Below are 25,473 nucleotides of genomic sequence, written 5' to 3'. Positions count from 1 at the left end.
ACGGACGAAACGGCGCGGAGCGGCCGAGCGCGTCGACCGAACCGTCAGTCTAAGGCCTGTGCCGGCCCGGCTCGGGCGGGCCGTTCAATGGGTGGCTCCCTCGGGGACGCGGAGGTCTTCGCGGGTGGTCACGGCCGTGGTGACGATGGCCCGCAGGGCGTGCGCCACCGTGTCGGCGGGCAGCGAGGGCTCGGCCCGGTCCACGACCTGTTCGGGGGCGTACGGGACATGGACGAATCCGCCGCGCAGGGCGGGCCTGCGGGTGGCGATCAGATGGGCGAGCCCGTAGAAGACGTGGTTGCAGACGAAGGTTCCGGCCGTCTGGGACACGGAGGCGGGAATTCCGGCCGCCCGCACCGCCGCGACGCAGGCCTTGACGGGCAGGGCGGCGAAGTAGGCGGCGGGGCCGCCCGGGACCACCGGCTCGTCGACGGGCTGCCGGCCGGCGTTGTCGGGGATCCGGGCGTCGTCGACGTTGACCGCGACGCGCTCGACGCTGATGCCGGTGCGGCCCCCGGCCTGCCCGACGCACAGCACCAGGTCGGGGTCGGCCGCCTCCACCGCGGCGGCCAGCTCCTCGAGCGCCGTGCCGAAGACGCAGCTCAGCCGGGCGGCGGTGACCTGGATGCCGGGCGGGGGCCCGGCGGCGACCAGCGAGACGGCCTGCCAGGACGGGTTGACGTCCTCGCCGCCGAAGGGCTCGAAGCCGGTGAGGAGCACGCGGGTCACAGGGAGGCCCCCTCAGAAGGCGAAGAGCGAGATGATGACGATGTTGCAGGCCAGCAGCGCCCCGGCGGTGGGGATCTGGGCCTTGATGGGCCCGTACTGGTCCTTCAGTTCGAGCAGCGCGGCGGGGACGATGTTGTAGTTGGCGGCCATGGGCGTCACAAGGGTTCCGCAGAAGCCGGCCAGCATCCCGACGGCGAGGACGACCGCCGGTTCGCCGTGCATCTGCTGGATGAGCACGGGCCAGCCGACGGCGGCGGTCATCACGGGGAACGCGGCGAAGGCGTTGCCCATGATCGTGGTGAACACGGCCATGCCGACGCAGTAGACGGCCACGGCCACATACTTCTGACCGTCCGGCAGCAGTTGTTCGGTGATCTTGCCGACCTGGGTGCCGACCCCGGCCACCTGGAAGATCGAGCCGAGCACGGCCAGCAGCTGGGGCAGCAGCAGTGCCCAGCCCATGGACTCCAGCAGACCGCGCCCGGCGTGCAGCGACACGGCGGGGTTGCGCTCGCGGACCACGAACATGGCGACCGCGAGCCCGGCGACGGCGCCGAATCCGAGGCCGAGGACGGTCTCGCTGCCCGGCTCGAGCACCGGCTCGCCGCCCACGTGCCAGTGCTTGAGGGCGGAGGCGCAGACGACCGCGACGAGCGGAATGGTGAGGGCGGGGACGAACAGCCTGCCGCGCAGCCGCGCGGCCAGGGCGGTGCGCTGCTCGGCGGTGGTGGTGCGCGGGGTGCCGCGCCCGGTGCGGCCGAAGCCGGCCAGGCAGGCCATGGCCAGCACGGCGACCCCCAGCGGCTCGGCCGGGGCCTGCCCGCGCACCACCCAGGTGCTGTAGAGGAAGCAGGCGCCCAGCAGGCCCCAGAAGGCCGCGGAGCCGAGGCGCTTGGGGTTGCTGCGGTCGACCGCCATCTGTGCGGCCATGGCGAGGAAGACGGCGCCGACCAGCCAGTAGAACCACTCGACCTTGATCACTTCGCGTCCTCCGAGGTGCGGTCGCCGGGCGCGGCGGAGCGGGCGGCCGCGGCCGTCAGTTCGCGGTCCAGGGTGCGGTCCAGGCGCAGCAGCCGGGCGCCGTGGATGAGGAAGGCGCACACGGCGGTCGGGATGGCCCACAGGGCCAGCTGAAGCGGCTCGAGGTGGGTGTCGTAGGTGGTGTTGACGAAGCCGGTGATGAGCAGGATCGAGCCGATGGCGAGGAAGCAGTCCTCGCCGAAGAACAGTCCGACGGTGTCGGCGCTCGCGGCATACGAGCGGACGCGCTCGCGCATCCGCTCCGGCAGCGGGCCGTGGCGGCGCTCGGCGGCCCCCTCGGCCATCGGCGCGACCATGGGCCGCACGCTCTGCGCGGGCCCGCCGACGCTGGTGAGGCCGAAGGCCGCGGTGACCTGACGGAGCCCCAGGTAGAGGGCGAGGAAGCGGCCGGCGGTGAGTTTGCCGAGCCGGCCGATGAGGGTGCGGGCCTGTTCCTGGAGGCCGTTGCGCTCCAGGAGGCCGATGACCGGGAGGGTGATGACGAAGATCGTCACCGAGCGGCTGGAGGCGAAGCCGTTGCCGAAGGCCGCGAGAACCTCCCGGGGCGAGAGTTCGCCCAGCAGCCCGGTGACGATGCCGGAGACTCCCACCACCAGTAACGGATTGCGGCGGGTGGCGAATCCGAGGACCACCACCAGGACTCCGAGGAGAACGATCATTGGTCCCGCCTTCCGTGAGCAGGACCTCACGGAAGCCGTGAGGAAGAGTGCATCGGAGGCTAGGGGATCGTTGAACGATCCGACAAGACGTCGATATGCGCCTGTTCCCCGGCGCCCGGATCGTTTACGGCTCGGAAACCCGCTGGGCGTAGGCCTCGGCCAACTGGAGCCGGGAGTCGTTGAGATAGGCGGCGAGCAGCCGCTCGGCCTCGGGGGCGTCCCCGGACTGGAGCACCTCCAGGATGTGCCGGTTGCGGATCAGATACGGCGCGTGGAAGCGGCGCGGGTCGTCCATGACATGGAAGACGAGGCGGAGTTCGGCCAGTACGCCGCGCATCAGCTCATCCGCGCGGGGGCTGCCCGCGAGGGCCACGATCCCCTGGTGGAAGCGGATGTTGGCGGTGGAGAGGTCCCGCCAGGCCCGCTCCCGCGCGGCGTGCTCCCCCGCCACGACGGCCGACTCGACCGCCTCCAGCGGGTACGGCGGCGCTCCGAGGCCGCGTACCGCGCCGCACTCCACCATCGTGCGCACCCGGAAGATGTCGGTCAGGTCGTCCACCGTCACCACGCGCACGAACACGCCGCGGTTGAGTTCGTGCACCAGCAGCCGCTCGTGGGTGAGCAGCCGGTACGCCTCTCTGAGGGTGTTGCGCGAGACACCGAGCGACGCTTTGACGCTGTCCTCGGACAGCCGGGTGCCGGGCGGGAAGAACCCTTCGGCGATGCGGTCGCGCAGGACGTCCGCGACGCGCTCGACGGTGCTCGTCCGCCCCAGCAGCGCCCGGTCGCCCTCCAGCCCGGCCGGCCCGGCCGGCGCGGAGGTCTCCACAATCAGCCGTTCCGCCCCGTTTTTCACCCTTGCTCCCCTTCACTGCTCCTGAATCCCGTATGGCGAGAAGTCAATCCCAGAACCCGCACCGGAACAACATTCTTCTTGTCGGATCGTTCAACGATCCCCTACCTTGTCATGCCATGGCGGACCTCACCATCGATCTCAACGCCGACCTCGGCGAGGGCTTCGGCCGCTGGCAGCTCACCGACGACGACGCCCTGCTGTCCGTCGTCACCAGCGCCAACGTGGCCTGTGGCTACCACGCCGGCGACCCCTCGACCATGCGCCGGGTGTGCGAGCTGGCCGCCGAGCGCGGTGTGCGCATCGGCGCCCAGGTCTCCTACCGGGACCTGGCCGGCTTCGGCCGGCGCACCATGGATGTGCCGCCGCGCGAGCTGACCGACGAGATCGCCTACCAGATCGGAGCGCTGCGGGTGTTCGCCCGGTCCGCGGGGGCGGACGTGGTCTACGTCAAACCGCACGGCGCGCTGTACAACCGCTGCGTATACGACGCGGCGCAGGCCGCCGCCGTCGTCGAGGGCGCGCTGCTGGCCGCCGACGCCCCGCTGCCCGTCCTGGGGCTGCCCGGCTCCCGGCTGCACGAGGCGGCCGGCGCGGCCGGACTGCCGGTGGTGAGCGAGGGCTTCGCCGACCGCGCCTACACCGCGGCCGGGACGCTGGTCCCGCGCGGCGAGCCCGGAGCCGTGATCGCCGACCCGGGCACCGTGGTCAAGCGCTCCCTCAACTTCGCCCGCGACAGGTCGGTGACCTCGATCGACGGCGAGCCGGTCGAGGTGGACGTGCGGTCCCTGTGCGTACACGGCGACACCCCCGGGGCCGCCGACATCGCCCGCCGGGTCCGGGCCGAACTGGAGGCCGCGGGCGTGCGCGTGGAGCCGTTCGCATGACCGGCCCCGGCGGACGGGTCCGGGTGCGCGGGCTGCCGGTGGGGGACCACGCGCTGCTCCTGGAAGTGGACACCGGCGAGGCCGCCCTGGCCCTGCACGCCGAGCTGCTGCGCCGCGCCGAGGCCCGGACGCTGCCCGCGGTGCGGGAGATCGTGCCCGCCGCGCGCACGGTGCTGCTGGACGGAGTGGCCGACCCGCGCCGCCTCGCGGCCGAGGTGGCGCGGTGGGACATCCCGCCGTCGGCCGACGGCCACGGCGCCACCGTCGAGATCCCGGTGCGCTACGACGGCCCGGACCTGGCCGATGTCGCCGAGCTGTGGGGGGTCGCCCCGCAGGAGGTCGCGCGCATCCACTCGGGCACCGAATTCCACGTCGCCTTCTGCGGCTTCGCCCCCGGTTTCGGCTATCTGACCGGCCTGCCGGAGCGCTGCCGGGTGCCGCGCCGCGCCACCCCGAGGACCAGGGTCCCGGCTGGTTCGGTCGCCCTCGCGGGCCCGTACACCGGCGTCTATCCGCGCTCCTCCCCCGGCGGCTGGCAGCTGATCGGCATCACGGACGCGGTGCTGTGGGACACCGCGCGCGACCCGGCCGCGCTGCTGTCCCCCGGCACGCGCGTGCGCTTCATACCGCAACGGCCCCTACGAGAAGAGACCTCCGCATGACGGACAGCGCCTTCGTCGTGGTGCGGGCCGGCGCGCTGACCACCGTCCAGGACCTCGGCCGGGCCGGCCACGCCCACCTCGGAGTGGTGCGCTCCGGGGCGCTCGACGAGCCCGCCCTGCGGCTCGCCAACCGCCTGGTGGGCAACCCCGAGGGGGCCGCGGCCCTGGAGACCACGCTCACCGGCTGTGCCGTGCGGCTCCGCCGCGCGGCGACGGTGGCGGTCGTGGGCGCGCCCTGCCCGGTCACCGTGGACGGCCGCCCGGCCGCGTGGGGCGCGCCCGTGCGCGTACGGGCGGGCGCGCTGGTGGAGGTCGCGGCGGCCACCCATGGCGTGCGCGGCTATCTGGCGTTCGACGGCGGCGTGGCGGCCGAGCCGGTGCTCGGCAGCCGTTCCACGGATGTGCTCTCCGGTCTCGGTCCGCCCCCGCTCGCCGACGGCGCGGTGCTGCGGCTGGGCGCGCCGTACGGCCCGGCGCCCGCCGTGGGCGCCGCGTTCTGCCCGGCGCCGCCGCGCGAGCTGGTGCTGCCGGTCGTACTCGGCCCGCGCGACGACTGGTTCACGCCCCGGGCGCTGCGCACCCTGGCCACCGGCGCGTTCCGGGTGTCGGCCGCGAGCAACCGGATCGGGCTGCGGACCGAGGGCCCCGCGCTGGAGCGCGCGAGGGACGGCGAGCTGCCCAGCGAGGGCATGGCTCTGGGCTCGCTCCAGGTCCCGCCGGACGGCCTCCCGGTGCTGTTCCTGGCCGACCATCCGACGACCGGCGGCTACCCGGTCGTCGGCGTCGTCCCCGAGCCCCATCTGGCCGCGGCCGCCCAGGCCGTCCCGGGCACGGCGGTGCGCTTCGTACCGCGGAGGCCCCGGTAGACGCCCGGTAGCGGAGACCGGAGGCCGGGCCGGTGTCCTGGGTCAGAGCTTCGCCGACGCCGAAGACGCGGAGCAGTCGAGGCTGTTCAGGTCCACCGCGTCGGCCATGGCCTGCATGCCCTTGTCGTTCGGGTGCAGATGGTCGCCGCCGTCGAAGAACGGCAGGATGCGCTCGTGGTCGTACGGACTGCGCAGGGCCCGGTCGAAGTCGGTGACCGCGTCGAACACACCGCTGTCCCGGATGAACGCGTTGACCTCCTGACGCACGGCCTCGGCCTCCGGATCCCACTCCGACCAGCCCTTGAACGGCCCGACCGTAGCGCCCACCACGCGCTTCCCGGCCGCGTGCGCCCGCCGGACGACCTCCCGGTAGCCGGCGATCATGTCCTGGGCGGTCACGCCGGTGTGCGCCTTGATGTCGTTGACGCCCTCGAAGAGGAACACCGTGCACACGCCGGGGTGGGACAGCACGTCCCGGTCGAGCCGGTGCAGTGCACTCTGCCCGGCGCCGTCGGCCAGCACCTTGTTGCCGGAGATCCCCTCGTTGGCCACGCCCTTGACCGTCGTGGTGGTGGATTGCCGGAGCCGGCGCGCGAGGTAGTCGGGCCAGCGGCGGTTGAGGTCCGTGCTGGACTGCCAGCCGTCGGTGATCGAGTCGCCGAGGGCCGCCACGGCTCCCGTTCCCGGGGACGCCCGGACCGTCACGGCGTCCAGGTAGAACCAGGAGCCGATGGTGCCGCCCCAGTTCGCCGGGGAGTCCTCGGCGGTGTGATCGCCCTGGGAGACATACGAGGTCTGCATGCTCATGCCGTGTCCGGTCGCCGGGCCGGCCGCGTCCGGGCTGTGCACGCTGACCACCAGGTTGGTCCCGGCGGCCACCCGGCCCGGCAGCGGGTCGCTGGTGACGGTCGCACCGGCCGGGACGGTGACGGACCGCGCGCCGCCGAAGACCAGCTGCCGGTTGCTGCCGCGCACCAGGCCGGCCCCAGCCTCCTGGACGCCCGCGTAGACGCTGTCGAACGTCACCGGCCGGTCCCCGAAGGCGTTGGAGAGCCTGACGCGCAGGTCACTCCCGCCGACGCTGGTGTGGACGACGAGCCGGTACGCGCGGTCCGGCACACCCTCCCCCAAGCGGTCGGCACTGGCTCCCCAGGTCACGACCTCGCTCCCGGCCGGCGCGGCCCGGGCCGTCGCCGGGACGGCCTGAACGGCCAGGGCGGCGAACGCCAGGGCCACCAGCACGCACCCCCGGCCCCGTCCGGCCCTCATCGGGTGAACCCCTTCAGCGTGACCGACTCGCCCGGCGCCAGCGTCACCGGCCGCGACGCCCCGCCGAACACCACCGTGGTGGTACGGCCGCCGACGCTGCGGACGCGCACCTCGGTCGGTGTGCCCTCCCGCCAGCGCAGGTCCACCACGAACCCGCCGCGCACCGGCACGCCGGCAACCGAGCCGGACGCGGCCCAGGCGCCGGGCAGCGCCGGCAGCAGCTCGATGTGTCCGGGGCGCGAGTACAGCAGCATCTCGATCATCGCGGCGGGTGTGCCGAAGTTGGCGTCGATCTGGAAGATGCCGCGTCCCCGCTCGACCTCGTAGATGTCGAACAGGTTGAACGCCGTGCCGTTGCTTCCGTCGGACGACGGAAGCAGGTTGTCGGCGACGAGCTGGTAGGCCTTGTCCGCGTTCTTCAGGCGCGCCCAGCACAGCGCCCGCCAGGCGTTCGCCCAGCCGAAGCTCTTCGTCCCGCGCGCGGTGAGCAGCGCGCGGGCGCCGTCGACGATCTCCTTCGGGGTGGAGCCGTCGGGGCGGATGCGGTCGCCGGGGAAGAGACCGACGAGCGGCGAGAGATGGCGGTGGGTGGTCTCGCCGAGGTTGTCGGGCGACATCCACTCCTCCAGCCAGCCCGTCGTCGGGCTCACCCGCGGCAGGTACAGCCGGTCCCGCAGACCGGTCACGGTCCGTGCGTAGCCGGCGTCCTTGCCGAGTACGGCGGCCGCCTCGGCGTAGTTGCCGAACAGGGCCCACACCAGCTCCTGGGCGTAGGTGATGCCCTTGGCGTCCAGCGGGCCGTGCTCGGGCGACCAGTCGCTGTCGGCGATCAGCACCTCGCCCGAGCCGTCCGGCGCGGCGATGGTGAGCAGCCGGGCCTCCCAGAAGGCGCAGGCGCCCTTGAGCAGCGGGTAGATCTTCGCCAGGTATCCCCGCGACCCGCTGTACTCGTAGTGCTCGTACAGGCTGTTGCTCAGCCAGGCGTTGCCCGCGGGATGCCACCACCAGCCGCCCCCGCCGTAGGGGTTGGTGGAGATGGCGACCGTCCAGCCGGCGACCTTCCCGGTGGAGTTGCGGTACCGGTTGCGCGGGTCGTTGAACAGGAGGCGGGTCAGGTCGGTCCACGAGGGCAGCTGGGCGAGGCAGTAGTCCGCGAAGGCGTCGAAGCACTGCGACAGGCCCGCCCGGTCGGCCATCCAGTAGTTCATCTGGATGTTGATGTCGGTGTGGTAGTCGCCCATCCAGTCCGGGTCGTTGCCGTCCAGCCACAGGCCCTGCAAGGCCAGCGGGAGGCTGCCGCGCGAGCCGGAGATCATCAGGTAGCGGCCGTACTGGAGGTACTGCGCCTCCAGCTCCGGGTCGGGGGCGCCGTCGCGGGCCCGTGCCGTGAGCCTCCCCCAGGTGTCCAGGGAGCGTTGCGCGTCGGTCGACGTGCCGAGCGAGAGGCTCAGCTGCTCGTACAGCGGTCGGTAGTCGGCGACGTGGGTGCGCAGCAGGGTGCCGGCCGGGTGCCGGGCCGCGGCGGCGACCTTGGTGCGGGCCAGCGCCTCGGGGTCGAGGGCGGGGTCGCGGTACCCGCTGTCGGCGTCGGGCGCGTAGTTCGTGCCGCCGCTGAGGACGACGGTGAGGTCCGTGCAGCCGGAGAACTCGATGCGCCGTCCCTTCACCCGGACCCGGCCGCCGCTGCCGTACGCCGTGACCGCCGCCCCGTAGCGCAGGCCGTTGGGCAGCGTGGCGCCGAAGGACTCGGCGCCGGCCGGCTCCTCGCCGTGCGTGCCCTCCAGGGTGACGGTGCCGGTGTGGCGGCCGCCGCCGCTCTGGGTGAAGTGCAGGACGATCGCGTCGTCGGGGCGGCTGGCGAAGACCTGCCGGCGGTACGTCACGCCGGAGCGGACGTAGCTGGTGGTGACCAGGCCCTGGGCGAGATCGAGGGTGCGGCGGTAGCCGTTCACGTCGGACAGGTCGTGGTCGGGGAGGTCCACCGTGAGCCGGGCCAGCAGGGTGAGCGAACCGAAGTCGGCGCGGCCGTACGGGAACTGGCCGTCGCCGTCGAGCGTGTCGTTGAGGCCGCCGGTCCACATCGTGGCGTCGGTGACGAGGAGCAGTTCACGGCCGGGGTCGTTGCTCGCGAGGGCGCCGAAGCGGCCGTTGCCGACCGGCAGCCCCTGCTCGATCAGGGAGTGCTCGTCGCCGGGGGCCCGCCACCAGAGCTGGTCGTGCGCACCGCTCGGTGCGGGCGCGGTCGCGGGGCGCCGGGGTTCGGCGGAGGCGGTGAACGCGGGCAGACCGCCGAGGGCGGCGGTGAGACCGGCCGTCGCGGCGAGAGAGAGCATGGACCGTCTGTTGGGATCGGTCGGGTGAGGGGTCATGGCGGCTCCAGAAGTCTGAGCGGGGCCCGGCCGCCCGGCCGGGCCCCGGGGGGTCAGGAGGACTTCGGTACGTCGATCCGGTCGATGTCCGGCGCGTAGCCGGAACCGCTGTCGAAGGTCAGGGTGTTGGCACCGGCCTTGAGGCTCACCGGGACGTGGACGGTGTTGACCGTGGACCAGTCGCCGGTGGAGGGGAACTTGTGGCTGGTGGAGCCGTTGCCGTTGGCGGAGACCAGGGCGGAGCGGGCGTCACCGCTGATGTAGGAGACCTTGATCTGGTAGGTGCCGGCCTTGGCGACGACGACGTCGTTGAAGGTCAGCCGACCGCCCTGGTAGAGGTTGCCAACCTTCTTGCCGCCGGAGCAGGCGGAGCAGTCGGCGACGGAGGCGTTGCCGGCGTGGGTGTTGGCGGGGTCCTCGGCCTCGACGCCGGACCAGGTGACGGCCTGGCCGCGCGGGGTGACCTTGAACAGGCGGGAGCCATGGGCGGGCAGGGCCTGGGTGATCCGGTCCCGGTAGGTGCCGAGGTTCTCGTGGTTCCACAGGTCGCGCACCGCGGCCTTGCCGGTGAAGCCGAGCGTGGAGAAGTCGGCGGTCACCGCGGCGGGCGCGTCGGCGAGGTTGAACAGGGCGACGGTGAAGGTGCCGTCGGGGTTCTTCGCGGCCCACACCTGCTGCCGGTCGGAGGGGGTGACGGGCACGGCGGGCGGGGCGTCGCTCTGGTCGACGGCGATGACCTCGGTGTTGGTCAGCAGGGACAGGCCGTAGGAGTCCAGCCGGGTGAGGTCGTCACCCGTGTACAGCGGGGACTTGGAGATGGCCCAGAGGGTGGCATAGGTCTGCCGCTCGGCCTTGGTCAGGCCGTCCATCGCACCGTTGCCGACGTTGAGGGAGTCGAGGTCGTTCCAGCCGCCGGGGCCGGCGTGCCGGGCCCAGGCCGGGGCGTCGTCGAACCGGTCGTCGACGGAGTTCTCCCAGCTGACCAGGGTGTTGCAGTAGCACTCGACGTCGGTGTCGATGCGCCAGCCGTTGGTGTACTTCTTCCAGTCGGCGACGTGCCCGTAGTCCAGGGACCAGGAGATCTCCAGGTGGATCGGCCGGCCGGTGGCCGCGATGGCCTGCTGCCAGGCGGCGACGTCGGCGACGTTGTCGTAGTTCTCGCCGCTCTTGAAGGAACCGGGGCCGACACCGTCGAGCTTGAGGAAGTCGTAGCCCCAGTCGGCGAACAGCTGCGCCTGGGAGTCGATGTACTTCTGGGCGCAGGGCTTGGCGAAGTCGAGCTTGTAGGCGCTGTCCCAGCCGTTGGTGGTGCGCAGGTCGGCGTAGACGAGGTCGGCGGTGGTGCAGCCGGGCGCGTTCCAGATGGGCGCGGCGCCTCTGTCGTACGCCTCCTTCTCCAGGCCGACCGGCAGGTAGATGCCCGCCTTGAGCCCCTTGGCGTGGATGTGGTCGGCGACGGCCTTCATCCCGCGGGGGAAGCGGACCGGGTCGGCCTGCTGGCGGGCGTACCGGTCGAAGTGCGGCGTCCAGGCCTTGTCACGCCACCAGCCGGCGTCGATGTTGACGTATTCGTAGCCGTACTTCTTCAGCTTCGCGGCGAGCGCGTCGGTCTGCTTCAGGACGTTGGCCTCGGTGAGGTAGCTGTAGTCGCCGTCGGGGTTGAGCCCGGGGTACTTGGACGACTGCATGCTCCAGCTCGTCCAGCCCATGTAGGGCTTGGCGGCGGGCGTCGGCGCGGCGGTGTCCGCCTGGGCCGGCGGTACGGCGGCCAGGGCCCCCGCGGCCATGGCGAGGACCGCCAGGAACCTCGGGGCGCGCGTGCGCAGCACGGAGTACGAGGGTGACCGCATGGGTCGTACCTCCTGGGGATGGGGATGCGACAGGGGGTGGTGCGCGGGGCGGCTCAGCCCTTGCCCGAGCCGATGGTGAGGCCGCTGATGAACTGGCGCTGGAGCGCGAAGTAGACCAGCAGGGTGGGGATCGCGGTCAGCAGGGCGCCGGCCGCGATCAGGTTCGGGTTGGTGAAGTACTGGCCCTGGAGGTTGGCCAGCGCCGAGGTGATGGGCCGCTTGTCGCCGGTCTCGATGAGGGTGAGCGGCCAGAAGAAGTCGTTGTAGATCCAGATCGACTCCAGCGTCGCCAGCGCGGCGAAGGCCGGGCGGCACAGCGGCAGGATGACCTGGAAGAACTGGCGCCACACCTGCGCGCCGTCGACGACGGCGGCCTCGGAGATCTCCTTGGGGATCGTCTTCATGTAGTTGCTGAGGACGAACGTGCAGAAGCCGCACTGGTAGGCGATGTGGATGGCGATGACGCCCCAGGCCGAGTTGTACAGCAGCAGGGAGTCGCTCATCCACGGGGGCAGCGGGATCAGCAGGTACAGCCGGTACAGCGGGGTGATGAGCACCTGGGCGGGCAGCAGGTTGCCCGCGGTGAACAGCATCAGCAGCGCCAGGTTGAAGCGGAAGCCGAAACGGGAGACGAAGAAGGCGACGGCCGCGGAGAACAGCAGGGTGCCCAGCACCGAAGGGACGGTGATGAGGAGCGAGTTGAGGAGGAAGTGCGGCATGCCGGACTGGGTCCAGGCGTCGGCGTAGTTCTCCAGGCTGACGCCGTGCGGCCAGGAGAAGTAGCCGTGGCGGGCGGTGTCGCCGTACGACCTGAAGGACGTGTAGACGGCCCAGAGCAGCGGGATCAGCCACAGCAGCGAGACACCCGCGAGCAGCAGGTGGCGGCCGGTGTCGCGGCGGGGGCGCGTCGGCCCCGCCGGTCCGGGGCGGCGGGCCGCCGGCGCCCGGGTGGAGCGTCGCTCCGCGGTGGTGGTCACCGGTCCTCCTTGCGGAAGGTCTGGACGAGGAACGTGCCGATCGCGGCCAGGGAGACCAGCAGGAGGACGACCGCGAGCGCGGACCCGTAACCGACCTGGCCCGACTCGCCGATGATGTTGTCCGTGATCAGCAGGGACAGCAGTTCCATGCCCGGTTTGCTGCCGACGCCGCCGCCGAGGACGTAGACGATGTCGAAGGCGCGCAGCGACTCGATCACCGTCACGACCAGGATGATGATGTTGACCGGTTTCAGCGCCGGGAAGATGACGCGCAGGAAGGTCTGGCGGCCGTTGGCCCCGTCCAGCGCCGCGGCCTCCTTCAGCGCCGGGTCGAAGCTCTTCAGGCCGGCCAGGTAGAGGATCATGATGTAGCCGGTGTGCCGCCAGCCGGAGGCGACCAGGACGGCCCACAGGTTCAGGTCGGGGTCGCCGAGCCAGTCGATGTGGTGACCGGCGCCGGCCGCCCCGAGGGCGCTGTTCAGCAGTCCGGTGTCGGGGTTGTAGATGATCTCCCAGATGAACCCCACGACGGCCAGGGACAGCACCATCGGCAGGAAGATCGCGGTCTGGTAGATCCTGGTGAAGCGGATCTTCTTGTCGAGCTGGTAGGCGAGGAAGATGCCGAACGGGGTCGGCAGCAGCGCGGTGAACAGCAGCCAGATCACGTTGTGCCGCACGGCCGGCCAGAACGGCGGGTAGTTGGTGAAGATCTGGTGGTAGTTGTCGAACCCGGTCCAGCGGATGTCACCGAGGTCGATGCCGTCCCAGCTGGTGAAGGACAGCGCCACCGAGGCGAGCGCGGGGAGCCAGACGAAGACCAGCAGGGCGAGGACCGGGATGCCGATGACCGCGGTCAGAAACAGGCGGTCACCGGTGCTCAGGCGGCCGGGCCGGTGCGGGGCGGAGGGCGGAGAGGACACAGTGGGGGCCTTTCCGGTCCTGGTCAGACCGTGAAGAAACGCGCGCGCTGCGACTCGATCTTCTTCAGCGTGTCGGCGCCGTCGTCGGGGTGGCCGAGCCACTGGATCAGTCCGGGCAGCAGGACGGTGGAGACGAACCCGGGGTCGCTGTCGCGGTCGGCGAACTGGCTGATGTGCCGGGCCGAGCCGATGAGCTGGGCGGACTTCTTCTGGAGCGCGTTGTACGAGGACGTGTCCGCCTTCTCGTTGACCGCGAGGTTGCTCGGGTCGACGTCCATGTACTGCTGCTCGGCCCGGGCACTGCCCAGGAACTCCAGGAACTTCCGCGCGCCGTCCGCGTTCTTGGGCCGGCGGCTGAGCATGAACCCGTCGGTGGGCGCCTCGACGGCGTCCTGGCCGTGCGCGGCGTCGATCTCGGGGAAGGGGAAGAAGTCGATGTCGCCGCGTATCTTCTGGTCGGTGATCTGCTGGCCGACGAACAGACCGATGACGGCCATGCCGGACTTCTTGTCGAGCAGGGACTGTGCCGCGTCCTGCCAGGACCGGCCGCCGGCACTGCTCTGGTAGTAGGGGGTCAGCTCGCGCCAGAGGTCGAGGATGCGGGCGGTGCGCTTGTCGGTCCAGGAGACCTGGCCGCGCATCAGCTGCATGTGGAAGTCGTAGCCGTTGGCGCGCAGGTTCAGGTAGTCGAAGGCGCCGAGGACGGACCAGCTGTCGCCGCCGCCGTAGCCGGAGGCGATCGGGGACAGGCCGTCCCGCTTCATCCGCTTGGCCAGGGCGATGAACTCGTCCCACGTGCGCGGGACCTGGTATCCGCGCTCCTCGAAGAGGCTGCGGCGGTAGAACACGGCCCACGGGTAGTTGTACAGCGGCACGAAGTAGTACTTGCCGTCCTCGCCGCGGCACAGCTGCTTGGTCGCCTCGCTGAAGCCGCCGCCGATCGTCTCCCAGACGTCGTCGATCGGGCTGCACAGCTTTTTCTTGGCGAAGTGCTGCATGCGGTAGCCGGCGAACCAGGTGAAGACGTCGTCCGGGGTGCCCTGGAGGTAGCTGGTGATGCTCTTCTGGAAGGTGTCGTGGTCGACGGAGTTCGTCTTCACCTTCAGGCCGGAGTCCTTGGTGAAAGCCGAGGTCAGCGCCGCATAGGCGGACTTGGGCGTGGCGTCGGCGCCGTTGGAGCCGAAGGTGACCGTCTTGGGGTCGGCCCCGGCCCCTCCACCGCAGGCGGTGAGGACCGGTGCCGCCAGGGCGGCCGCCCCGACGCCGAGCATGCTGCCGACGACTCTGCGGCGGCCGGGACCACGCGCAGCCAGGGGAGTGCGGCTCTGCTGCGTCATTGTTGCTCCTCGTGCGTGTCAGTTCGGGTCTGCTGTGATGAAGGACTGGATCGCGGTGGCGGCAGCGCCGCGTGCCCACTCCTCGAAGGGCAGCGGGCGGGTGCGGACGTCGCACCGGGCGGCGGAGCCGAAGGCCGCCGCGGTGAAGGCTTCGCGGATCTGCTCGGCGAACAGGTCGTAGGCGGCCAGCCCCTCGCCGGAGATGATCACGCGTTCGGGGCCGAGCAGGTTGGCCACCGTGGCGATGCCCCGGCCGATCGCCTCTCCCGCCTTCGCGTAGACGGCGCGGGCGCCGGCGTCACCCCGGTGGGCCAGTTCGATGGCTTCGGCGATGTCGGCGACCTTGAGGCCGGTCACCTCACAGACCTGGGCGACGATCGCCGAGTCCGCCGCGATCGCCTCCACACAGCCGCGGTTGCCGCAGCGGCAGGGCGGGCCGGCCGGGTCCACCGTGACGTGGCCGATCTCGCCCGCGACGCCGTGGGCGCCGGCGACGACACGGCCGTGCACCACCAGACCGCAGCCGATGCCGGCGCCGACGGTGACGACGGCGAAGTCGGACAGCCCCACGCCCTCGCCGAACCACTGCTCGGCCACGGTGAGGGCGCGTACGTCGTTGTCCACGGTGGTCGGCAGCCCACAGGTCATTTCGGCGAGTTCGGCCAGCCGCAGGTCGCGCCACTCCAGGAACGGCGAGTAGCGCACGGTCCCCTCGGCCCGGTCCACGTCGCCGGAGACGGCGATGCCGAGCCCCAGGACCCGCACCCCGAAACCGTCGGCCTCGGTCAGCAGCTCCTGCACCAGCTCCGCCGCCACGGCCAGCACCTGCCCCGGCTCCCGGCCGCGCAGCGGGACGCGGCGGGCGACGCGGATGCGGCAGCACAGGTCGGCGAGCACCCCGATGATCTCGTCGCCGGTCACCTTCAGACCGATGAACAGGGCCCGCCCGCCGTCGACCCGCACGAGGTTCGCCGGGCGGCCGAGCGCCGGGCGCGCCTCGTCGTTGGCGTCCTCCAGCAGATAGCCGGCCTCCAGCAGCGGGCGGACGGCCTTGGTCACGGCGGCCGGGGAGAGCCCGGCCCGCCGGGCCACCTCCAGCCGGGTGAGGGGGCCATGGGACAGGACCGTGGTGAAGGTCTGGGAGGCGGCCGGCGTGTTGACCGGGAACGCCTCGACACGGGAGGTCGACGACATGGCCGGGAACCTATGACCCATAATTTCTGCTGTCAATAAAAGAAACAGAACTCCTTCGGCGACCGACACTTGGCAGGTGGCGCCTTCGAAAGTCTGGTGATCACGAGTGGGTTGACACCCTATTGAAGGAAGCGCTTGGCTCTGCTGAGCATTTGCTGACCCTCTGATCGTGAGGTTCCATGCCGCTCATCCACCGCTCCCCGGACACCGGCGTCTGGCTGCTGACCACCCCGCGCACGTCCTACGCACTGCGGATCGACGACAGCGGCGCGCCCTGCCACCTCGCCTGGGGACCCCGGCTGACCACGACGGAGGCGGACACGCTGGCCGTGCCCACCGGGGACCCGCCGAGCAGCTTCGAGGGCCGGCCCCCGGTGGGCGAGGAGCTGCCGGTCGACGGCGGCACCCGCTACGGCCCACCGTCGCTCCAGGTACGCCACCCCGACGGCACCCGCGGTTTCGAATGGCAGCCCACGGGACACCACGTCCTGACCGACGTGCCCGGCAGCGCCGAACTCGTGCTGGAGTTCCGCGACCGGCACGGTCCGCTGCGGGTCGCGCTGCACTACCGGGTCCGCGACGACACCGACGTGATCGAACGCTGGACCGTGCTGCACAACACCGGGCACGAACCCCTGGAGCTGCTGCGGGCCGACTCCGCCGCCTGGACCTTGCCGCCCCTGCCCGGCTACCGGCTGAGCCACGTCACCGGCCAGTGGTCGGCCGAGACCCAACTGCGCCGCGAGCCGCTGCCGTTCGGCGAGACCGTGCTGACCAGCCGGCGCGGCATCACCAGCCACCACACCAACCCCTGGATCATGCTCGACGGCGGGACGGCCACCGAGGACCACGGCCCGGTGTGGAGCGCCGTCCTCGCCTGGAGCGGCAGCTGGCGCGTCACCGCGCAGCGCACCCCGGACGGCCGTACCGGCCTCACGGGCGGCGTCGGTCACGACGGGACGTGCGTGCCGCTCGCGCCGGGGGAGGAGTTCACCACCCCCGTCTTCGCCGGCCTCTACGGCGAGGGCGGCTTCGGAGCGACGAGCCGCGCCTGGCACGCCTACATCCGGACCCATGTCCTGCCGCACCCCGCCGAACCGGCCCCCGTGCTGTACAACTCCTGGGAGGCCACCGGCTTCGACGTCGACGAGGCCGGCCAGAAGGCGCTGGCCGAGCGCGCCGCGCGGATCGGTGTCGAGCTGTACGTCGTGGACGACGGCTGGTTCGGCGCCCGCCGCAGCGACCGGGCGGGCCTCGGCGACTGGTCCCCGGCGCCCGACCGGTTCCCGGCCGGCCTCGGCCCGCTCGCACAGGCGGTGCACGACCTCGGCATGCGGTTCGGCGTCTGGGTCGAGCCGGAGATGGTCAACCCCGACAGCGACCTGTACCGCGCGCACCCGGACTGGGTGCTGCATGTGCCGGGCCGCGAGCGCACCGAGCTGCGCAACCAGCTCGTGCTCAACTTCGCCCGCGACGACGTCGCCGACTGGGCGCACGACTGGCTGACCCGGCTCGTCGCCGACCACGGCGTCGACTTCCTCAAGTGGGACATGAATCGCGCCTTCGGCGAGGCGGGCTGGCCCGGCCGCCGCGACGGCAACGACCGGCTGTGGACCCGGTACGTCACCAACCTCTACGGCGTCCTCGACCGGCTCCGCGCCGCCCACCCGCACCTGCGCATCGAGACCTGTAGCGGTGGCGGGGGACGCGTCGACCTGGGCATCCTCGCCCGCACCGACCAGGCGTGGGTGTCCGACAACACCGACGCGGTGGACCGCCTGGTCATCCAGCACGGGTTCAGCCAGGTCTACCCGGCGCGGGTGATGTCCGCGTGGGTGACCGACGTGCCCAACCAGCTCACCGGCCACTCGGTGCCGCTGCGCTTCCGCTTCCACGTCGCCATGGCCGGCCTGCTCGGCATCGGCGGCGACCTGACCCGCTGGTCGGAGGAGGAACTCGCCGAGTCGGCCGAGCTGGTGGCGGCCTACAAGAAGGTCCGCCACCTCGTCCAGCGGGGCCGCCAGTACCGGCTCACCGAGCCGCTCGGCGAAGGGCCCACGGCCGTGCAGTACCTCGCCGACGACGCTTCGGAGCTGCTGCTGCTCGGCTACCGGCGCAGCCCGCGGTACGGCACCCCTCGCCTCCCCGTCCTCCTCCGCGACCTGGTGCCCGGCGCCCGCTACCGCGACACCGTGACCGGCACGGTCCACCACGCGACCGTGCTGACGCGGTACGGCCTCGACCTCCATCTGCCGTCGGGCGGCTGGGCGAGCACGGCACTGCATCTGGTGCGGGTGCCGGACGAGGCGACTGGCCTCTAGGGCAGGCCTACGGCCTGGCCGAGGGCGGCGGCGGACCGTGTGAAGAACTCGTCGCGCGCCTCGACGATGCCGTTGAACTGGCCGAAGAGCTCAAAGCTGACCAGGCCGAACAACTGCGCCCAGGCCGCGATGAACCCCGCGAGTGCCGTGTCGGGCAGGTCGGTTCCCAGAGTCCGGGCCAGGGCCCGGGCGTCGGCCCGCACCGCCTCGGGCACCTCGGCCTCCCCGGGGACGCGCAGAGCACCCGCGGCGTGGGCCTCGCCCACGATGGCGAGCAGGGCCAGGCCCACGCGGGAGGCGGGCACGACCGTGGTCTGGGGCGCGGAGTAGCCGGGCACCGGGGAGCCGTAGATGAGGGCGTACTCGTGCGGATGGGCCAGCGCCCACTCCCGTACGGCCCGGCACACCGCGCCCCACCGCTCGATGGGCTCCTGGGCGTCCGCCTTCGCGAGGGCCTGCTCGGCGGCCGCGCCGAGGGTGTCGTACGCGTCCACGATGAGGGCGGTCAGCAGGTCGTCGCGGCTCGGGAAGTAGCGGTAGAGGGCGGACGAGACCATGCCGAGCTCGCGGGCGACGGCGCGCAGCGACAGCTTGGCCGCGCCCTCCCGGGCCAGCTGGCGGCGCGCCTCTTCCTTGATGGCGGCGGTGACTTCGGTACGGGCCCGTTCCCTGGCCCCTCGGATCGCGCTCATGGGAGCCAGTGTCTCACCGGATGGAGCACCGGCCAATAACGAGAGCAGTGCTCTTGCAGCAGCGCACCGGTTCGTGCACACTGATCTCAAGCGAGAGCAGTGCTCTCACGCGAGAACACGGGAGGACACCATGCCGGAGCACCACATCAAGCCCAGCCGGTTCGACGGCGCCATGAACGCCACCATCGCCTGGCTCGCCCGGCGCGGAGTGAGCTTCTTCGGCACCGCCGAGCTGTCCGTCGTCGGCCGGAAGTCCGGCGAGTGGCGGCGTGTGCCGGTCAATCCGCTGTCGCTCGACGGCGAGCGCTACCTGGTCTCACCGCGCGGCGCCTCCCAGTGGGTGCGCAACATACGTGCGGCGGGCGGCGGCCGGCTGCGGCTCGGGCGCCGCACTCACGCCTTCACCGCCACCGAGCTGCCGGAGGGCGCGGAGAAGACCGAGGCGCTGCGCGCCTACCTCGACCGCTGGGGCTGGGAGGTGAAGAGCTTCTTCGACGGGGTGACCGCGAAGTCCTCGGACGACGAGCTGGCGCGGATCTCCCCGCTGCACCCGGTCTTCCGCGTCACCGTCACGGACGGCGCCAACACGGACGGCGCCGCCACAGACAGCGCCGTCACCGCCGCCGGGGCCCCGGCCGCCGGGGCATGAGCCTCCGGCGGCGGGTCCGCCGCGGCGCTATCCGCGGTCGAACGCGGTCAGCGCCCGCCGCGCCGCCGGATGGCTGCGAACGATCTCGGCCAGCGTGGTCGTCCCGCGGGTGATCTTCGTGAACGCCCGCCAGGCCGGCCGGAAGCCGGTGAGCGCCGCGTGGAACATCCCGGGGCGGCGCGCGAACACCGTGTACAGCCGCCGCCCGACCCCCATCTCCACGCCGAGGCCCGCCTTGATCGCGAAGGCGTAGTTCAGCGCCTGACGGCGGGCGTCGACCGCGTCGTGCGCCTCGGCGATCCGCACCGCCCACTCCCCCGCGAGCCGCCCCGAGCGCAGCGCGAAGGAGATGCCCTCGCGGGTCCACGGCTCCAGCAGCCCCGCCGCGTCCCCGCACACCAGCACCCGGCCGCGGGAGAGCGGCGAGTCGTCGGAGCGGCAGCGGGTCAGATGCCCCGAGGAGACGCTCGGCTCGAACCCGGCGAGCCCGAGCCGGGCGATGAAGTCCTCGAGATAGCGCTTCGTCCCGGCGCCCTCACCACGGGCCGAGATCACCCCCACCGTCAGGGTGTCGCCCTTGGGGAAGACCCAGCCGTAACTGCCCGGCAGCGGCCCCCAGTCGATGAGCACCCGGCCCGACCAGTCCTCGGCCACGGTCGGCGGCACCGGGATCTCCGCCTCGAGACCGAGGTCGACCTGGTCGAGCTTGACCCCGACATGGGCGCCTATCCGGCTGGCGCTGCCGTCCGCGCCGACCACGGCCCGGGCCAGCACGGTCTCGCCGTCCGCGAGCACCACGGCCACGGTGCGCCGGTCGGGCACGGACGGGCCGTGCTGCTCGACCCGCGCCACCGCGGTGCCGGTGCGCACCCGGGCGCCCGCGTCCTTGGCGGCCTCGACCAGACCGGCGTCGAACTCGGGCCGGTTGATCAGGCCGAACAGGGCCTGCTTGGAGCGGCGGGTGCGGGTCAGCCTGCCGTTCAGCGAAAACGTCACGGCATGCACGCGCTCGCGCAGCGGCAGCTCGAAGCCGGGCGGCAGCGCATCGCGCGTGGGTCCGATGATGCCCCCGCCGCAGGTCTTGTAGCGCGGCAGCTCGGCCTTCTCCAGCAACAGCACCCGACGGCCCGCGCAAGCGGCGGCATAGGCGGCGGAGGCACCCGCCGGACCCGCCCCCACCACGACGACGTCCCAAACCGACTCGTCCGCTGGCTCTGCCGGGGAGGCCCCGTTCCGGGCCGCGTTGTCGCTGCTCACGTGTGCTTCCGCTCCCACTCGACCGACCTGATCGCCCTGCGCCGCCACTGCCGCGGGCCACCGTCGCATCCTACGGCTCACCTGGGAGTGACCCCGCTGTGGGATGATCGGCAGCACATCATCAAGCCGTACAGTCGTACATTCGTGCCATCGCGCGCATCCCACAGGAGCGTCCTCACATGGAGCAGGCACCTCACGCCCGGTCCGAAGGCCCGGCGGCCACCGCCCCGGCCGACCGCCGGGCCCTCGCCGCCACCGTCGCCGCGCTACAACCCCGCGCCAGGACAGAACTGGCCGAGCTCGTGGCCTTCAAGTCGGTCGCGGACCCCGCGCAGTTCCCCAGGAGCGAGTGCGAGGCCGCCGCGGCGTGGGTCGCCGACGCGCTGCGCGCCGAGGGCTTCACGGATGTGGCGCTGCTGGACACGCCCGACGGCACCCAGTCCGTCTACGGTCTGCTGCCCGGCCCGGCCGGGGCCCCGACGGTGCTCCTCTACGCGCACTACGACGTCCAGCCGCCGCTGGACGAGGCCGCGTGGATCTCGCCACCCTTCGAACTGACCGAGCGCGACGGGCGCTGGTACGGGCGCGGCGCCGCCGACTGCAAAGGTGGCTTGATCATGCACCTCACCGCGCTGCGCGCGCTCAAGCAGCACGGCGGGGTCCCGGTGAACGTGAAGGTCATCGTGGAGGGCTCGGAGGAACAGGGCACCGGCGGCCTGGAGCGGTACGCGGAGGCGCACCCCGAGCTGCTGGCCGCCGACGCGATCGTCATCGGCGACACCGGCAACTTCCGCGTCGGGCTGCCGACGGTCACCGCCACGCTGCGCGGCATGACGCTGCTGCGGATCCAGGTGGACACCCTGGAGGGCAATCTGCACTCCGGCCAGTTCGGCGGCGCCGCCCCCGACGCGCTCGCCGCGCTGATCCGCATCCTGAACTCGCTGCGGGCCGAGGACGGCACCACGACCGTGGCCGGCCTGGCGGCGGACGAGACCTGGGACGGACTCCAGTACCCGGAAGAGGACTTCCGCAGGGACGCCAAGGTGCTGGACGGGGTCGAGCTGATCGGCACCGGCACGGTCGCCGACCGCATCTGGGCCCGCCCCGCGGTCACCGTCCTGGGCATCGACTCCCCTCCGGTCGTCGGCGCCACCCCGTCGGTGCAGGCGAGCGCGCGGGCGGCGGTGAGCCTGCGGGTGCCGCCCGGCGTGGACGCGGGCCGGGCGACCGAGCTGCTGACCGCCCATCTGGAGGCCGCCGCGCCTTGGGGCGCGCGGGTCTCCGTCGAGCAGGTCGGCCAGGGCCAGCCGTTCCGCGCGGACACCTCGAGCCCGGCGTACGCGGCGATGCGGCGCGCTCTGGGCGAGGCGTACGACGGGCAGGAGATGGCGATCGCGGGCGCGGGCGGCTCGATTCCGCTGTGCAACACGCTCGCCGCGCTGTACCCGGAGGCGGAGATCCTGCTGATCGGGCTGAGCGAGCCGGACGCGCAGATCCACGCCGTCAACGAGAGCGTCTCGCCGGAGGAGTTGGAGCGGCTCTCGCTCGCGGAGACGCTGTTCCTGCGGGCGTACGCGGCAGAGGCTGCCGGGGCTTGACGAGACCGCGCCGCGGCACGACGCGGTAGCCCCGGCGCTCCCGTGGCACCCCGAGTCGGGCGTCTCCTGAGCCGACGTCACGGCCCCGCGCGGCGGGGCGCGCCCGCCGGCGCCGACAGACCGGGCCGGGCCAGGCCGGGTCACGCGACTGAGTCGTGCCCGCCCGGCCCGGCGTGCCGACGCCCGCGCCCGGCCCCTGCCGCGGTCGGCCACGGCCCGGCGCCGGGCCGGAACCGGGCACGGTGCCACTGAGCTGGGCGCCGCGCCCGTGCCCGGGCGCTCAGCCCGCCGGGGTGCCCGCCTCCAGATACAGAGGGCGCCCCTGCTCGCGCGCCCGCAGGGCCCACCGCAGTCGGCTGAGCCGTACCGGAGGCAACAGCTCCGCCGCCTCGTCCTCCGTGACGAAGCGCCAGCCGCGCAGTTCGGAGGCCGGGAGCAGTACGTCCCGGGCCGCCTCGGTGGTCAGCCGCCCGCCGTCGAAGAGCAGCCGCAGGCCGCCGTAGCCGGGTGGACAGGGCTGTTCCCAGTCGATGACCAGCAGCCGCAGCGGCTCGGTCGGCCGCAGGCCGAGCTCCTCGACCACTTCCCGGACGCCGGCGTGGGTGGGCGGCTCGCCGGACTCCACGACCCCGCCGGGGAACTCCCAGCCGGGCTTGTACGTGGGGTCGACGAGCAGCACCCGGTCGTCCTCGTCGAACAGCAGGACCCCGGCCGCCACGGTCTCGGCCCTGGGCTCCGGGGTCTGCACGATGTCGCAGCCGCCGGCGCCCTCGCGGACGGCGTCGGCGATGTGCTCGGCGGTCCGCCAAGGAGTGAGCCCGGTGGTGTCCACGACATACGCGTCGTCGACGAGCCAGGTCAGGGCCGAGCGGTAGGGCGCGAGGTGGTCCAGGCACCAGCGGCGGACGGACTCGATGGCGTCCGCGTCGCCAGGGACGGCCTCGCGCTCCGCTATTCGTTCGCGCAGTATCGTTTCGTCGGTGTGCAGCAGCACATGCCGTACGGGGATGCGACGAGCCGCGAAGCCGCCGAAGATCTCATCGCGGTACTCCTGTCTCAGGACTGTCATCGGCACCACGAGCGGGCCACCGGTCTCGGCGATCAGCGCCGCGCCGGTATCCACGACCAGCCGCCGCCAGGACGGCAGGTCCTGATAGTCGGACACCTCATCGAGGCGCTTGCGCGGCAGCATCATCCGCAGGCCGTCGCCGACCAGCGCCGGATCGTAGAACGTGCTGCCGGGCAAGAAGTCCACCAACTCGCGGGCCACGGTGGTCTTACCCGCGCCGAACGCACCGTTCAGCCAGACGATCACATTTCCCCCTATTCCATCGCCCCCTGTCAGTTGCCCGCATCACCCAGTCGCGAAAACGCGCGGGGGCCGGGGAGCTCCGGATCGCGCCGCCGCCGGGGCGGCGGCGCGGGTTCCGCGGACCGTGGCGCAAGCCCTCAGCGGGCCCTCATTGGGCCCTCATTGGATGACCTTCAGCCCTTGCTCGCGCCGAGCGTGAGACCCGCGATGAAGTGGCGCTGGAGGAGCAGAAAGACCAGCACGGTGGGCAGTGCCACGATGACCGAGCCCGCAGCGAGCAGGTTGTAGTCCGTGAAAAACTGCCCGCGCAGATTGTTGAGCGCGGAAGTGACGGGAAGCTTGTCACCGTCCGAGATGAAGACGAGGCCCCACAGGAAGTCGTTGTACATCCAGGTGAACTGGAGCGTGCCGAGCGCCGCCAGCGCCGGGCGGCACAGCGGCAGGGTGATCCGCCAGTACTGGGTCCACACCCCGGCGCCGTCCACCACCGCCGCCTCCAGAATCTCCAGCGGCAGGGTGCGCATGAAGTTTGCCAGGACGAAGACGCAGAAGCCGACCTGAAAGGCGATCTGGACGGCGATCACCGCCCAGTAGGAGTCGTACAGCGTCATCGAGTCCGACATCCGGTACGGCAGGTCGATCTTGGTGAAGAGCACATACAGCGGGGTGACGATCACCTGCTGCGGCAGCAGGTTCCCGGCCGTGAACACCATCAGCAGGACCAGCCCGCCGCGCATCTTCAGCCGGGAGACGGCGAAGGCGACAAAGGAGGCGAAGAACAGCGTCAGCAGCACCCCGGGCACCGCGATGATGAGCGAGTTGACAAAGTACTTGCTCATCCCCGAGTCGGTGAAGGCCTGCTTGTAGTAGTCGAACGACAGATGGCGGGGCAGCGAGAAATAGCCGTACTCGGAGGTCTCCTCGTAGGGGCGCAGCGAGGCGTAGACGGCCAGCAGCAGCGGGGCCAGGAAGGCGAGCGAGACGGTCATCAGGAAGGCGTGCAGCCCGAGGCGAGCGGGGCGCGTCCGGCGGCGCGCGCCCCGCTCGGGCGTCGCCGGGACGGGGTTCCGCGCGGGTGCGGTCCGGGTGCCCGTGGTCATCCCCTTGCTCATCGTTTTCTCTCCCCTCGCAACTCCTGGACCAGGTAGGTCACGATGAATCCCAGGGACACGGCGAGCAGGACGACGGCGATCGCGGACCCGAAGCCGATGCGGCTGGCCTCGCCGATGATGTTGTCCGTGACGAGCACGGAGAGCAGTTCGAGGCCGTTGCGGCCGTGGTTGATGGCGTAGACGATGTCGAAGGCGCGCAGCGCCTCGATGACCGTGATGACGCCGACGATGACGTTGACCGGCCGCAGCGTGGGCAGCACGACCCGGAAGAAGGTCTGCCGCTCGTTGGCCCCGTCGAGGGCCGCGGCCTCCTTGAGCGAGGAGTCCACGGACTTCAGCCCCGCCAGGTAGAGGATCATCACATACCCGGTGTGCCGCCAGGCGGCGGCCAGCAGCACCACCCAGATGTTGAGGTCGGGGTCGCCGAGCCAGTCCACCGGGTCGTCGCCGTTGCCGAGGATGGCGTTGAGCACCCCTTGGTCGCGGGAGAAGACCAGCTGGGCGATGAAGCCGACGATGGCCAGCGACAGCACCACCGGCATGTAGAGGGTGGACTGGTAGAAGCGGCTGAACCGGACGCCCCGGTCGAGGAGTACGGCCAGCAGCAGCCCGAAGGGGGTCGCGACGAAGCCCAGAACGGCCAGCCACAGCAGGTTGTTGCGGGCCGCCGGCCAGAAGGGCGGATAGTCGGTGAACAGAGTGCGGTAGTTGTCGACGCCGACCCAGCGGAGGTCGCCGATCCCGTCCCAGCTGGTGAAGGACAGTCCGATGGAGGCGAGGGTCGGGCCCCAGACGAGGGTGAGGTCGAGCAGTACGGGTATGCCCAGCAGCACGCCGATGACGGCGAGGTCGCGGGTGGTGAACTTCCGCGGGCCCCGCCGCCTGGCACGCCGCGCGCTGGTGAACGGCACGGCGGGGT

Annotated in this window: 22 protein-coding genes; 6 read left to right on the top strand and 16 right to left on the bottom strand. The window is 72.1% G+C overall.

The window, feature by feature from the left end:
• Positions 1–84: 84 nt before the first annotated feature.
• From pcp to ACZ4WQ_RS35710, 4 genes are all read right to left on the bottom strand, one after another.
• Positions 85–729: a pyroglutamyl-peptidase I gene (gene pcp, locus ACZ4WQ_RS35725; RefSeq protein ID WP_311726782.1), complete on the bottom strand. Its 645-nt coding sequence runs from the start codon at positions 727–729 to the stop codon at positions 85–87.
• Between the two features lie 12 nt (positions 730–741).
• Positions 742–1,710: a DUF979 domain-containing protein gene (locus ACZ4WQ_RS35720; protein WP_385344462.1), complete on the bottom strand. Its 969-nt coding sequence runs from the start codon at positions 1,708–1,710 to the stop codon at positions 742–744.
• Positions 1,707–2,429 carry a DUF969 domain-containing protein gene (locus ACZ4WQ_RS35715; protein ID WP_311726784.1) on the bottom strand — a complete coding sequence of 241 codons (723 nt, stop codon included), beginning with the start codon at positions 2,427–2,429 and terminating at the stop codon, positions 1,707–1,709. Before ACZ4WQ_RS35715 ends, ACZ4WQ_RS35720 begins: the two co-directional genes overlap by 4 nt.
• 124 nt (positions 2,430–2,553) lie before the next feature.
• Positions 2,554–3,285, bottom strand: a complete 732-nt coding sequence (locus ACZ4WQ_RS35710) for a GntR family transcriptional regulator (RefSeq protein ID WP_398376444.1) — start codon at positions 3,283–3,285, stop codon at positions 2,554–2,556.
• A 116-nt stretch (positions 3,286–3,401) separates the two neighbouring features.
• On the opposite strand from ACZ4WQ_RS35710, the gene ACZ4WQ_RS35705 reads away from it, so the two are divergent.
• The 3 genes from ACZ4WQ_RS35705 to ACZ4WQ_RS35695 are packed head-to-tail and all read left to right on the top strand — an operon-like array spanning position 3,402 to position 5,697.
• Complete coding sequence (locus ACZ4WQ_RS35705; protein ID WP_311726785.1) at positions 3,402–4,169, top strand: LamB/YcsF family protein; 768 nt, start codon at positions 3,402–3,404, stop codon at positions 4,167–4,169.
• Positions 4,166–4,831, top strand: coding sequence for a 5-oxoprolinase subunit PxpB (gene pxpB, locus ACZ4WQ_RS35700; RefSeq protein ID WP_385344474.1), 666 nt, complete (start codon positions 4,166–4,168; stop codon positions 4,829–4,831). The genes ACZ4WQ_RS35705 and pxpB overlap by 4 nt, the downstream gene beginning before the upstream one ends.
• Positions 4,828–5,697, top strand: coding sequence for a biotin-dependent carboxyltransferase family protein (locus ACZ4WQ_RS35695; protein ID WP_398376439.1), 870 nt, complete (start codon positions 4,828–4,830; stop codon positions 5,695–5,697). The genes pxpB and ACZ4WQ_RS35695 overlap by 4 nt, the downstream gene beginning before the upstream one ends.
• Before the next feature lie 42 nt (positions 5,698–5,739).
• Here the strand turns inward: ACZ4WQ_RS35695 and ACZ4WQ_RS35690 are convergent, their stop codons facing one another.
• The 7 genes from ACZ4WQ_RS35690 to ACZ4WQ_RS35660 form a co-directional block, all read right to left on the bottom strand.
• Positions 5,740–6,966, bottom strand: a complete 1,227-nt coding sequence (locus tag ACZ4WQ_RS35690; protein WP_398376435.1) for an SGNH/GDSL hydrolase family protein — start codon at positions 6,964–6,966, stop codon at positions 5,740–5,742.
• Positions 6,963–9,299, bottom strand: a complete 2,337-nt coding sequence (locus ACZ4WQ_RS35685) for a glycosyl hydrolase family 95 catalytic domain-containing protein (RefSeq protein ID WP_398376434.1) — start codon at positions 9,297–9,299, stop codon at positions 6,963–6,965. Before ACZ4WQ_RS35685 ends, ACZ4WQ_RS35690 begins: the two co-directional genes overlap by 4 nt.
• Positions 9,300–9,388: 89 nt before the next feature.
• On the bottom strand, positions 9,389–11,185 hold the full coding sequence (locus ACZ4WQ_RS35680) for an alpha-galactosidase D (protein WP_398376432.1): 1,797 nt from the start codon (positions 11,183–11,185) through the stop codon (positions 9,389–9,391).
• 53 nt (positions 11,186–11,238) lie between these two features.
• Positions 11,239–12,162, bottom strand: coding sequence for a carbohydrate ABC transporter permease (locus ACZ4WQ_RS35675; RefSeq protein ID WP_311726791.1), 924 nt, complete (start codon positions 12,160–12,162; stop codon positions 11,239–11,241).
• The gene (locus ACZ4WQ_RS35670; RefSeq protein WP_311726792.1) at positions 12,159–13,082 is read right to left on the bottom strand and encodes a carbohydrate ABC transporter permease; all 924 of its coding nucleotides are present in this window, start codon (positions 13,080–13,082) and stop codon (positions 12,159–12,161) included. Before ACZ4WQ_RS35670 ends, ACZ4WQ_RS35675 begins: the two co-directional genes overlap by 4 nt.
• Positions 13,083–13,105: 23 nt before the next feature.
• On the bottom strand, positions 13,106–14,419 hold the full coding sequence (locus tag ACZ4WQ_RS35665) for an ABC transporter substrate-binding protein (RefSeq protein WP_398376428.1): 1,314 nt from the start codon (positions 14,417–14,419) through the stop codon (positions 13,106–13,108).
• Between the two features lie 18 nt (positions 14,420–14,437).
• Positions 14,438–15,613, bottom strand: coding sequence for an ROK family transcriptional regulator (locus tag ACZ4WQ_RS35660; protein ID WP_311726794.1), 1,176 nt, complete (start codon positions 15,611–15,613; stop codon positions 14,438–14,440).
• 179 nt (positions 15,614–15,792) lie between these two features.
• Between ACZ4WQ_RS35660 and ACZ4WQ_RS35655 the strand changes: the two genes are divergently transcribed.
• Positions 15,793–17,934, top strand: coding sequence for an alpha-galactosidase (locus ACZ4WQ_RS35655; protein WP_398376426.1), 2,142 nt, complete (start codon positions 15,793–15,795; stop codon positions 17,932–17,934).
• Here ACZ4WQ_RS35655 and ACZ4WQ_RS35650 read toward each other — a convergent pair.
• Entirely contained in the window at positions 17,931–18,626 is a 696-nt protein-coding gene (locus ACZ4WQ_RS35650; RefSeq protein WP_398376422.1) for a TetR/AcrR family transcriptional regulator, read from the bottom strand. The two genes, ACZ4WQ_RS35655 and ACZ4WQ_RS35650, sit on opposite strands and share 4 nt — an antisense overlap.
• 130 nt (positions 18,627–18,756) lie before the next feature.
• On the opposite strand from ACZ4WQ_RS35650, the gene ACZ4WQ_RS35645 reads away from it, so the two are divergent.
• Entirely contained in the window at positions 18,757–19,275 is a 519-nt protein-coding gene (locus ACZ4WQ_RS35645) for a nitroreductase family deazaflavin-dependent oxidoreductase (protein ID WP_398376420.1), read from the top strand.
• Positions 19,276–19,302: 27 nt separating this feature from the next.
• Here the strand turns inward: ACZ4WQ_RS35645 and ACZ4WQ_RS35640 are convergent, their stop codons facing one another.
• Positions 19,303–20,532: a geranylgeranyl reductase family protein gene (locus tag ACZ4WQ_RS35640; protein ID WP_311726798.1), complete on the bottom strand. Its 1,230-nt coding sequence runs from the start codon at positions 20,530–20,532 to the stop codon at positions 19,303–19,305.
• Positions 20,533–20,711: 179 nt separating this feature from the next.
• On the opposite strand from ACZ4WQ_RS35640, the gene ACZ4WQ_RS35635 reads away from it, so the two are divergent.
• Positions 20,712–22,130 carry a dipeptidase gene (locus tag ACZ4WQ_RS35635; protein ID WP_398376418.1) on the top strand — a complete coding sequence of 473 codons (1,419 nt, stop codon included), beginning with the start codon at positions 20,712–20,714 and terminating at the stop codon, positions 22,128–22,130.
• A 280-nt stretch (positions 22,131–22,410) separates the two neighbouring features.
• On the opposite strand, the gene ACZ4WQ_RS35630 is transcribed toward ACZ4WQ_RS35635, so the two are convergent.
• The 3 genes from ACZ4WQ_RS35630 to ACZ4WQ_RS35620 all read right to left on the bottom strand — a co-directional run bounded on the left by ACZ4WQ_RS35630 (position 22,411) and on the right by ACZ4WQ_RS35620 (position 25,465).
• Complete coding sequence (locus ACZ4WQ_RS35630; RefSeq protein WP_398376416.1) at positions 22,411–23,445, bottom strand: NUDIX hydrolase; 1,035 nt, start codon at positions 23,443–23,445, stop codon at positions 22,411–22,413.
• Between the two features lie 170 nt (positions 23,446–23,615).
• Positions 23,616–24,554: a carbohydrate ABC transporter permease gene (locus tag ACZ4WQ_RS35625; RefSeq protein WP_385344505.1), complete on the bottom strand. Its 939-nt coding sequence runs from the start codon at positions 24,552–24,554 to the stop codon at positions 23,616–23,618.
• Positions 24,551–25,465: a carbohydrate ABC transporter permease gene (locus ACZ4WQ_RS35620; protein WP_311726801.1), complete on the bottom strand. Its 915-nt coding sequence runs from the start codon at positions 25,463–25,465 to the stop codon at positions 24,551–24,553. The genes ACZ4WQ_RS35625 and ACZ4WQ_RS35620 overlap by 4 nt, the downstream gene beginning before the upstream one ends.
• Positions 25,466–25,473 lie beyond the last annotated feature (8 nt).

This window comes from Streptomyces sp. NPDC028305 (assembly GCF_055569495.1).
This window is presented reverse-complemented; position numbering and strand designations above follow the sequence as displayed.